Origin of the sequence: Methylobacterium sp. WL9 (assembly GCF_008040035.1) — a bacterium.
Classification (GTDB): domain Bacteria; phylum Pseudomonadota; class Alphaproteobacteria; order Rhizobiales; family Beijerinckiaceae; genus Methylobacterium; species Methylobacterium thuringiense.
In genome coordinates this window covers 1-9266 of record NZ_VRVE01000123.1, presented here as the reverse complement: position 1 = coordinate 9266, position 9266 = coordinate 1, and the positions used below count along the sequence as shown (strand labels likewise).

The window sequence follows — 9266 nt, the reverse complement described above, 5'->3', positions numbered from 1 at the left end:
GGGGAGGGCGGGGCACGCGTGGCCGGGTGAAATCCGAAGGCCTTGTCGAGACCGGATGTCGGAACGGCAACGCTTCGATCGTCCTCCGGGTATCATCCCGCCACCGAGCCCGAGGGACACCACCATGTCGGCAATGCTGCAGCCCGAGACAAACACGCGGGCCATGACGCTCGCCGGTCGCGGCATGAGCGGCCTCGTCATCGTCTTTCTGCTGTTCGACGCCGGCATCAAGCTCGTGCCGATCGCCCCCGTCACCGAGACACTGACGGCGCTCGGCTGGCCGGCAAGCATCGAGATGGCGCGCGGGCTCGGTGTGCTGACGCTCGTCTGCACGCTGCTCTACGCGACGCCGCGCACCGCGGTGCTCGGGGCGATCCTGCTCACCGGCTATTTCGGCGGGGCGATGGCCACGCATCTGCGCGTCGGCAGCCCGGTGTTCAGCCACCTGCTGTTCGGGTTCTATCTCGGCCTACTCCTCTGGGGTGGCCTCTATCTGCGCGATGCGCGGCTGCGGACGCTGATTCCGATTCGTCTCTGAGATTCCCACGGCCCCTACCGGGATTCCGAGACCGCGCGCGTCCTTGCAGGGAAGGCGGAGCCCGCGGCGAGCGACAAGGAGGGCGACGTGCCTTCCACCACGCCCGATCTTCCTGGGGCGAGCGAAAGAACCGCGACGCGCACGGCACCGTGAGCCGGGTGCGGTTGCACGACGAATACGGCGGTGACTCGGTCCGGCCGTCGTGCTGCGACGGAGAAACGCCCGCGGACGTCTCACGACGCCCCCCGTGTCCCGGCGGCCACAGCCGTCACGCAATCCGGCGGCCGGGTTGGACACCGGATCGAGGGCACACGCAAGCAACGTCCGTTCGATGCGACGCCTGTTCGGTTCGAATCGGTAAATAACTCACGAATACTGCAAGTACGACTTCGATTTTGTCATTGGAATAATTATAAATATCCCGGCGAGCTGTTAACACAACTATAAATGTATTTGACCCCTCAAGAAGGCGTGACCTACCGCAGAGGGCGACGGAGGCGTCCAGGCGGCATCGGGATCGGCCCGGCGCGCGACGCATCCGCCGGACGGACACCACACCATGTCGAGGACGATCGCCGCCGGGATTTTGGCCGCCGCCCTGATGCCGGCCCTGCCGGCCCGAGCGGAGGGGCCGAGCGATCCGGTGATCGCGCTGGACGAGCTCTCGGTCAGCGGCGACGGCAAGGCGGTCTCGCGCGGCTACCAGCCGGTGCGCTCCTCGATCGCGCTCGGCACCGAGACGCCGATCCTCAGGATCCCGCAGGCGGTGGCGGTCGTCACCGAGCAGGCGCTCCAGGACCAGGCGGTGCGGACCCTCGACGAGGCGCTCTACAACGTCTCGGGCATCACACAGACCAACACGCTCGGCGGCACGCAGGACGCCTTCATCCGCCGCGGCTTCGGCGACAACCGCGACGGCTCGATTCTTCGCGATGGCCTCAGGACCGCGCTGCCGCGTTCGTTCATGCCGACGACGCAGCGCGTCGAGGTGCTGAAAGGTCCGGCCTCGGCCCTCTACGGCATCCTCGATCCGGGCGGCCTCATCAACATCGTCACCAAGAAGCCACGCTTCGTTCAGGCCGGCTATCTCGAGGTGTTCGGCACGAGCTTCAACGGCGGCGGCGTCGAGGCGGATTTCACCGGGCCGATCGAGGGCACCAACCTCGCCTACCGCTTCATCGCGCAGCACCGCAACGCCGAGTACTGGCGCAATTTCGGCTCCCAGAACCAGCAGGTGATCGCCCCCTCGCTGACCTGGCAGGGCGACGACACCCGCGTGACCGTCTCCTACGAGTGGTCGCACTACAAGTTTCCGTTCGACCGCGGCACGATCTTCGATCTGCGAAGCGGCAAGCCGGTGAACGTGCCGCGCGATCGCCGCTTCGACGAGCGCTACAACATCACCGCAGGCGAGAACCACGTCGCCGGCCTCAACATCGAGCACGATTTCGGTTCGACCTGGAAGGCGAACCTGAACTACGCCTTCAGCAACAACTTCTACCAGGACAACCAGGCCCGGGTGGTCTCCTACAACCCGGCCACCAACGCCCTGGTGCGCCGGGCCGACGCCACCCAGGATTCGAACTTTTCCGTGCATTCGGGCCGGCTCGACTTCACCGGCAAGGAGAGCGTCCTCGGCTTCGAGCACGATCTGCTGGTCGGCGCGTCCTACGACTACTCGGACGTGCTGCGCACGCGCCTGATCCGGGGGCCGAACAACACCCGCTTCAACATCTTCAATCCGGTCTACGGGCTGCTGCCGCAGAGCTTCGCCATCTCGGCCGTCGACAGCGACCAGCGCGAACGCATCTCCACGGCCTCGGTCTACGCGCAGGACACGATCGCGCTGACCGAACAGCTGCTGCTCGTCGGCGGCCTGCGTTACCAGGACTTCTCGCAGATCGCCGGCAAGGGCCGCCCGTTCAGCACCAACACCGACGTGTCGGGCGGGCGCGTGGTGCCCCGCCTCGGCCTCGTCTACCTGCTGACGCCGAGCCTGTCGGTCTACTCCTCCTACAGCCAGACCTTCCGGCCGAACTCGTCCATCGCCAGCGCCATCGGCGCGCTGCCGCCGGAGGAGGGGGAGGCCTACGAGGTCGGCCTGAAGGCGGAGATCTTCGACGGCATCACCGCCACCGCCGCGCTCTACGACATCGACAAATCGAACGTGCTCTACACCGAGGTGATCGGCGGTATCTCCTTCAGCCGTACCGCCGGCAAGGTGAACTCGCGCGGCTTCGAGCTCGACGTCGCCGGCCAGATCGCGCCGGACTGGAGCGTCATCGCCACCTACGCCTACACCGACGCGGTGGTGACCGCCGACCCGACGCTGAAGGGCAACGAACTGCTCAACGTCGCGCCCCACACCGCCTCGGTGTTCCTGACCCACGATTTCGGTGCGCTGGGCGACGGGCGCTTGCGAGCGGGCATCGGCGGGCGCTACGTCGGCGCACGGCCGGGCAGCGCCGCGAACACCTTCCGGATGCCGGACTACGCGGTCGCCGACGCCTTCATCGCCTACGACACCACGGTGCACGGCCAGCCGACCACGCTGCAGCTCAACCTGCGCAACCTGACGGACACGACCTATTACACCTCCTCCATCGGCACGAATCTCGGCGTCCAGGTCGGCGAGCCCTTCCAGGCCATCGCCTCGGCCCGCGTCTTCTGGTGAGGGGATGGGGCTAACTCTGCGAAAGATCCTCTTCCGCCTGCACTGGGCGCTCGGCCTCACCGCCGGGCTGGTGCTCGCGCTGATGGGCGTGACCGGGGCGCTGATGAGCTACGAGGAGGCGATCATCGACCTCCTCAACACCGACCGGGCCGTGGTCGCGGTGAGCGAGCGCCCGCTCCTCGGGCCCCAGGCACTGGTGGCGGGGCTCGAGGCGTCGTGCCCGCCGCTGAAGGTGAACGCGCTGACGTTCTCCGGCGAGCCGGGACGGGCGGTCCGCGCCCGCTTCGTCTACGACGCCAGGACCGGCGCCCGGCCGCCCTCCGTCTATCTCGACCCCTATGACGGCATGCTGCTCGGCGAGACCCGCGGGGAGACGACCTTCGCGACGATCCGCGAGCTGCACCGCTGGCTGCTGATTCCCGGCGAAGGCAAGGGCTGGGGCCGGCAGATCACCGGGGCCTGCGCGCTGGCGCTCCTCGTGTTCCTCGCCACCGGGCTGTACCTGCGCTGGCCGAAAATCCATCGCTGGCGGATCTGGCTGAAGCCGAACCTGGCACGGCCGGGCCGGGCGCGCTGGTGGTCGCTGCACAGCATCGCCGGCACCTGGCTGCTGCCGGTCTACCTCGTAATCGCCCTGTCGGGGCTGTGGTGGTCCTACGACTGGTACCGCACCAGCGCGACCTGGGTGCTCACCGGCAAGGCGCCGGAAGCGAAGGCCGGGCGCGTGCTCGGCCGCAAGGGGCCGGACGGGCCGCTGGCGCTCGACGCAGCCTGGAGCACCTTTCAAAAGGGCGAGGGCGGGCAGGCGGCGCTCGCCATCCTGACCCTGCCGGGGCCGGACGCCACCGCGATCCGCATCCGCTGGCTGGCCAAGGACGCCGACCACCCGAAGGCGCGCAACGAGGCCACCTTCGATCCGGCGACGGGCGCGGTGCTCGGATCCAAGCGCTACGACGACAAGCCGCTCGGCCAGAGGCTCGCCGACAACATGCTGGAGGTGCATCGCGGCCGCTTCTTCGGAGACGTCTTCGCCCTGGCCTTCGCCCTCGCCGCCCTGGCGATGCCGCTCTTCGCGGCCACCGGCCTCACGCTCTACGTGCTGCGCCGCCGTGTCCTGCGCCGGCCTTCGCCGTCGACGGCGAAGGCCGGCGGCACAGGGCTTCCGGCGGATTGGGCACGGCCGCGCTCTTGAGGCGCGGGGAGCGACCGGCTACCTCTGGAGGGGGGACCTGACGGCGCATGTCCGACAGCCCCGTGGTCCAGAGTACATCCGTGGCGCCAACCATCTCGCCGATCCCGGATCCCGAACCCCTCTCGCCCAAGAAGCGGGTGAGTGCGCGGGGCCGTCTGCGGACCTATTTCCTCACCGGCATCATCGTCGCCGGCCCGCTGGCGATCACGATCTACATCACCTGGTGGATCATCGCGCTGATCGACGGCTGGGTGAAGCCGCTGGTGCCGGCGAGCTACCTGCCCGACCACTACCTGCCCTTCTCGATTCCCGGCCTCGGCCTCGTCATCGCCTTCGTCGCGGTGACGCTGCTGGGCTTCCTGACGGCCAACCTCGTCGGCCGCTCGGTGGTGGAGTTCGGCGAGGTGCTGCTCGCCCGAACCCCGGTGATCTCCGGCCTCTACCGGGGCCTGCGCCAGATCTTCGAGACGCTGTTTTCGGCGAACGGCACCTCGTTCCGCACCGTCGGGCTCGTCGAGTTTCCGGTGAAGGGCACGTGGTCGGTGGTTTTTTTGTCGGCTCCAGCCGGCGTCGAGGTGCAGGCGGCGCTGCCGAAGGGTGAGGTCACGGCGGAAGGCACCGGCGGCCACGACTATGTCGGCGTGTTCCTGCCCTGCGCCCCGAACCCGACCACGGGCTTCTTCTTCTACCTGCCGCGCTCCGAGATCATCGAACTCCCCATCAGCGTCGACGACGCGGCCAAGCTCGTGATGTCGGCCGGCGTGATCCAGCCGGAGGACCCGCAGGGCCGCCTCCAGGCCATGGCGGCCTCGCTGCGCCCGGGTCAGGTCGATGCGCCGGACAACGAAAAGGCGCGCCGGGAGCCGGCGCGCCAGAATGCGTAAGTCAGCGAAGGGTGAGGGGGCGACCGGCCCGTCAGTGACTGACGGTCAGCGCGGCCTTCTCGACGGCGATGGTCGGCGGGGTCGCGTCGGCGATCTGGCCCGTGGAGGGATGCGAGGGCGAACCGACCCAGCCCGTGGTCATCTGCGCCGTCAGCAGCAGCGCCAGCACGGCGCAGAGCGCGTTCGCGGCGATCCGGAAAGGACGGGCCGACTGGCGCACGCCGGCCATAAGGTCGTCCGAAGAGGGGGCGGCGGCGATCGTGTCGCTGATCGGAAGCAGCCACGGCTCGTTCGGCAGAGCGCTCGCGGAGCCCATTTCATGGGCACCCGGCAGGTTCTGGAACAGTCCGTTCGACATGGTCGGTCTCCCGATTCGTCTGTGGCAGCCCAGTGTGGCGGGCCTTTCGTTCATCTCCAGTTAAGCGGGGAATACGTTCATTTCAAGTTCATGACAGCTATTCCGAGCGTCTTGGGGCATCCGACGGAGCTCTCGCAAAGCTTCAATGATTCCTCTCAAACCATTGATACAGAACGCCTAAATCCGCTCGAAGAGGGCCTTGCGGAAGCGGTCGCGTGCGGCGCGGACGCGCAGTCTGCATCGGGGAAAGGCCCGTTCAGGTTCGTGCTTTCTGAACGGGCAAGGCGCCGCGAATCTGAACGTTCTGCAGGCTGCCGGCCGGCTCACCCCGCCCCGAGCAGCCGGATCGCCGCGTCCCGCTCGAACAGGTAGAGCAGCACCCGCAGGGCCTCGCCGCGCTCGCTCCTGAGACCCGGATCCCGTTCGACGATCAGCCGCGCGTCGTCGCGGGCGACCTCCAGAAGATCGCCATCGCTCTCCAGGCGGGCGAGGCGGAAGGCGGCGAGGCCGGATTGGCGGGTGCCGAGCACCTCGCCCTCGCCGCGCAGGCGCAGGTCCTCCTCCGCGATCCGGAAGCCGTCGTCGGTCTCGCGCATCATCTCGAGCCGCGCCTTGGCGACCTGCCCGAGCGGCCCGCGATAGAGCAGCAGGCAGGACGACGGCTTGGCGCCGCGGCCGACACGCCCGCGCAGCTGGTGGAGCTGGGCGAGGCCGAAGCGCTCGGCATGCTCGATCACCATGATGGTGGCCTCCGGCACGTCGACGCCGACCTCGACCACCGTGGTCGAGACCAGCACCCGGGTCTCGCCCGAGGCGAAGCGCTCCATCGCCGCGTCCTTCTCCGGCCCCGGCATCTTGCCGTGGATCAGGCCGACGGTGGTGCCGAATTCCTTGGTGAGATCATCGAAACGCTCGGCTGCGGCGGCGAGGTCGATGAACTCGGATTCGGCCACCAGCGGGCAGATCCAGTAGACGCGGTCGCCCGCGTGCAGCGCCCGGTGGAGGCCGGCCACCACCTCCTCCATGCGTTCGACGGGGATGGTGATGGTCTTGATCGGCTGGCGCCCGGCCGGCTTCTCGTCGAGCACCGAGACGTCCATGTCGCCGAAGAAGGTCAGCGCCAGGGTGCGAGGGATCGGCGTCGCGGTCATCACCAGAATGTCCACCGCCTCGCCTTTGGCGCCGAGGGCGAGGCGTTGGTGCACGCCGAAGCGGTGCTGCTCGTCGACCACGGCGACGCCGAGATCGCGAAACACCACGCTGTCCTGGAACAGCGCATGGGTGCCCACCACGATGTCGATGTTGCCCTCGGCGAGATCGGAGAGCGTCGCCCGGCGCTCGGCCACCCGGTCGCGGCCGGTCAGCAGCCGGATGCGCAGCGCTCCGATCAGCGGCCCCAGCCGCTCGAAATGCTGCCGCGCCAGAATCTCGGTCGGCGCCATCAGCGCGGCCTGCCGCCCGACCTCGACGGCCGAGGCCATGGCGAGCAGCGCCACGGCGGTCTTGCCCGAGCCGACATCGCCCTGGAGCAGGCGCAGCATGCGCTTGTCCGAGGCCATGTCGGCCCGGATCTCCTCCACCGCCCGCGCCTGCGCCCCGGTGAGCGCGAAGGGCAGGGCGGCCTCGATCCGTTCCTTGAGGTGTCCGTCGCCGGCATTGGCACGCCCGGGCTTTTTTCGCGCCCGCGCCCTCATGAGCGCCAGCGCCAGTTGCGAGGCCAAGAGCTCGTCGTAGGCGAGGCGGCGGCGGGCCGGGGTCTGTGGCGGAGCCTGGCCCTCGGCCACGGGCGGTGGCGCGTCCTCCGGGTGGTGCTCGGCCCGCAGGGCGTCCGCGAAGGGCATCAGCCCGTTGGCCTTGAGCCAGGCTGGATCCTGCCATTCCGGCAGCACCGGCAGCTTGTCGAGGGCGGCGTGCGCCAGCCGGCTGATGGCGCGCGAGGTCAGCCCCTCGGTGGCGCCGTAGACCGGCTCGACGGCCGGCAGGTCCGAAAACCCGGCCTCGTCGATGACGCGGGAGGGATGCACCATCTGCCGATAGCCCTCCCACAGCTCGATCCGACCCGAGACGTAGCGATGCGAGCCCAGCGGCAGCATCTTCTCCACCCGCGCCTTGGGCATGCCGAAGAACACGAGGCTGACGTCGCCGCTGGCATCCTCGACCAGCACCCGGTGGGCGCGGCGCCCCCCCGTCGGCGGGCGATGCTCGGACACCGTGACGCCGAGCGTCACCGCCTCGCCGATCGGCGCCTCCGCAATCGCGCCGCAGAGCGGCCGCGCGATGCCGCGCTGGGGCAGGTGGAACAGCAGGTCGACGATGCGCGCCGGCCGCTCCTCGGTGCCGAGCAGCTTCTCGATGAGCGGCGCCATCTTCGGCCCGACGCCGGGCAGCCCGCGCGCCGGGGCGAACAGGGCGTCGAGGAGGCTCGGGCGCAGGCGGGGGGCGTCGGTCATGGGACTTTTTGGGAGCGGGCTGCGTTCTCTGCCACGATCAGGCTTTCTATCGCGTGAGCGCCGCCGCGTCGCGGCGGCAGGCGCGGCGTCCCCCGATCAGGGGATCGCAGGATCACGAGATCCGAGGATCCCCTGATCCGCCTCATTCCGTTCCGTGCTAGGCTGCGCCTTCTGCGGACACACGGACGGGCTGCCATGATCGAATTCTTCGACCGCGAGGGCCGGGCCGTGGCCTTCTGCGACGATGGGCGCTCGCTGTTCCTCTGGGACGGCCGGCCCGCCGCCTTCATCCACGAGGACGGCGTCTTCGCCTATTCGGGCGCGTTCATCGGCTGGTTCGCGGACGGCTGGATCTGCGATGCGCAGGGTGGCCGCGTCCTGTTCGAGTTCGACGCCGTCGGCGGTCCCGCCAAGCCCGAGCGCGGGCCGCGGGCGACGAAGGGCCAGCGCACCGCCAAGCCGTCCCGCGGCGTGCGGCAGGCCGCACCGGCCCATCCGGTCTTGTCCTCCGCGTGGTCGAACGAGACGTTTGCGGGTTTGATGTGAGGCCCTTCGCGCAACGCACGGCGGTGGGCTAGACTCCATCCACCGATGGCCGGCCCGACGCCGCGTCGAGCGGCCTCTTCAGCCCCGAGTCCCGTCATGTCCGGCACCACCCGCACCAGCGCCGACCTCGACCCGCGCCGCCGCCGCACGCTGTTTCGCGCCTGGCACCGGGGCATGCGCGAGATGGACCTGATCATGGGCCGTTTCGCCGACGCCGAGATCGGTACGCTCACGGACGACGAACTCACGGTCTTCGAGGCCCTGATCGAGGCGCCCGACCGCGACCTCCTCGGTTGGATCACCGGCGAGGCCGAGACGCCGGCGAACTACGACACCCCGGTCTACCGCCGGCTCAAGGCCTTCCATAAGCACGACGCGCCGATCCATTCATGAGGGTGCGGACGATTTGTTTGCGGTTTGTTCTTGACAAAATTCCTATTCTATGGTTCTTTCCCCTGGCTCGCCCCCACGGAGGGAGGCGCTTCGGCGGACCGGGCCGAAGCGCTGCGGGGATGCGAGACGGTGCCTGCGTCGGTGGTCCGGATGCCCCACCGCCTCGGGCAGAGCCTGTGACGCAAGGTGCTGTGGGACGGGTACGCGACTTTGATCGCCGGACCCGGGACC

General features: G+C 69.2%; 8 protein-coding genes. 6 read left to right on the top strand and 2 right to left on the bottom strand.

What is annotated here, in order from left to right; all coding sequences use genetic code 11:
* Positions 1-124 precede the first annotated feature (124 nt).
* From FV217_RS21065 to FV217_RS21050, 4 genes are all read left to right on the top strand, one after another.
* Positions 125-538, top strand: coding sequence for a DoxX family protein (locus FV217_RS21065; RefSeq protein ID WP_147820391.1), 414 nt, complete (start codon positions 125-127; stop codon positions 536-538).
* 559 nt (positions 539-1097) lie between these two features.
* Positions 1098-3212 (top strand): TonB-dependent siderophore receptor, encoded by a 2115-nt coding sequence (locus FV217_RS21060; RefSeq protein WP_147820389.1) that lies wholly within the window; start codon positions 1098-1100, stop codon positions 3210-3212.
* Between the two features lie 4 nt (positions 3213-3216).
* Entirely contained in the window at positions 3217-4404 is a 1188-nt protein-coding gene (locus tag FV217_RS21055; RefSeq protein ID WP_147820387.1) for a PepSY-associated TM helix domain-containing protein, read from the top strand.
* Between the two features lie 47 nt (positions 4405-4451).
* Positions 4452-5288 carry a DUF502 domain-containing protein gene (locus tag FV217_RS21050; protein ID WP_147820385.1) on the top strand — a complete coding sequence of 279 codons (837 nt, stop codon included), beginning with the start codon at positions 4452-4454 and terminating at the stop codon, positions 5286-5288.
* Positions 5289-5319: 31 nt separating this feature from the next.
* Here the strand turns inward: FV217_RS21050 and FV217_RS21045 are convergent, their stop codons facing one another.
* Entirely contained in the window at positions 5320-5646 is a 327-nt protein-coding gene (locus FV217_RS21045; RefSeq protein ID WP_147820383.1) for a hypothetical protein, read from the bottom strand.
* 323 nt (positions 5647-5969) lie between these two features.
* Entirely contained in the window at positions 5970-8096 is a 2127-nt protein-coding gene (gene recG, locus FV217_RS21040) for an ATP-dependent DNA helicase RecG (protein WP_147820381.1), read from the bottom strand.
* Between the two features lie 195 nt (positions 8097-8291).
* Here recG and FV217_RS21035 point away from each other — a divergent pair, with 195 nt between their 5' ends.
* Both FV217_RS21035 and FV217_RS21030 read left to right on the top strand, forming a co-directional pair.
* A complete protein-coding gene (locus FV217_RS21035) occupies positions 8292-8642 on the top strand; it encodes a 4-fold beta flower protein (RefSeq protein ID WP_147820379.1) in 351 nt (116 codons plus the stop codon).
* A 96-nt stretch (positions 8643-8738) separates the two neighbouring features.
* Positions 8739-9035, top strand: a complete 297-nt coding sequence (locus FV217_RS21030) for a succinate dehydrogenase assembly factor 2 (RefSeq protein ID WP_147820377.1) — start codon at positions 8739-8741, stop codon at positions 9033-9035.
* The last annotated feature ends 231 nt before the right edge of the window (positions 9036-9266 follow it).

What these genes read in the sequence shown, in the direction of transcription:
- recG (WP_147820381.1), bottom strand. Translation starts at nt 8,096, where the DNA reads ATGACCGACGCCCCCCGCCTGCGCCCGAGCCTCCTCGACGCCCTGTTC.
- FV217_RS21065 (WP_147820391.1), top strand. Translation starts at nt 125, where the DNA reads ATGTCGGCAATGCTGCAGCCCGAGACAAACACGCGGGCCATGACGCTC.
- FV217_RS21045 (WP_147820383.1), bottom strand. Translation starts at nt 5,646, where the DNA reads ATGTCGAACGGACTGTTCCAGAACCTGCCGGGTGCCCATGAAATGGGC.
- FV217_RS21060 (WP_147820389.1), top strand. Translation starts at nt 1,098, where the DNA reads ATGTCGAGGACGATCGCCGCCGGGATTTTGGCCGCCGCCCTGATGCCG.
- FV217_RS21030 (WP_147820377.1), top strand. Translation starts at nt 8,739, where the DNA reads ATGTCCGGCACCACCCGCACCAGCGCCGACCTCGACCCGCGCCGCCGC.
- FV217_RS21050 (WP_147820385.1), top strand. Translation starts at nt 4,452, where the DNA reads ATGTCCGACAGCCCCGTGGTCCAGAGTACATCCGTGGCGCCAACCATC.
- FV217_RS21055 (WP_147820387.1), top strand. Translation starts at nt 3,217, where the DNA reads ATGGGGCTAACTCTGCGAAAGATCCTCTTCCGCCTGCACTGGGCGCTC.
- FV217_RS21035 (WP_147820379.1), top strand. Translation starts at nt 8,292, where the DNA reads ATGATCGAATTCTTCGACCGCGAGGGCCGGGCCGTGGCCTTCTGCGAC.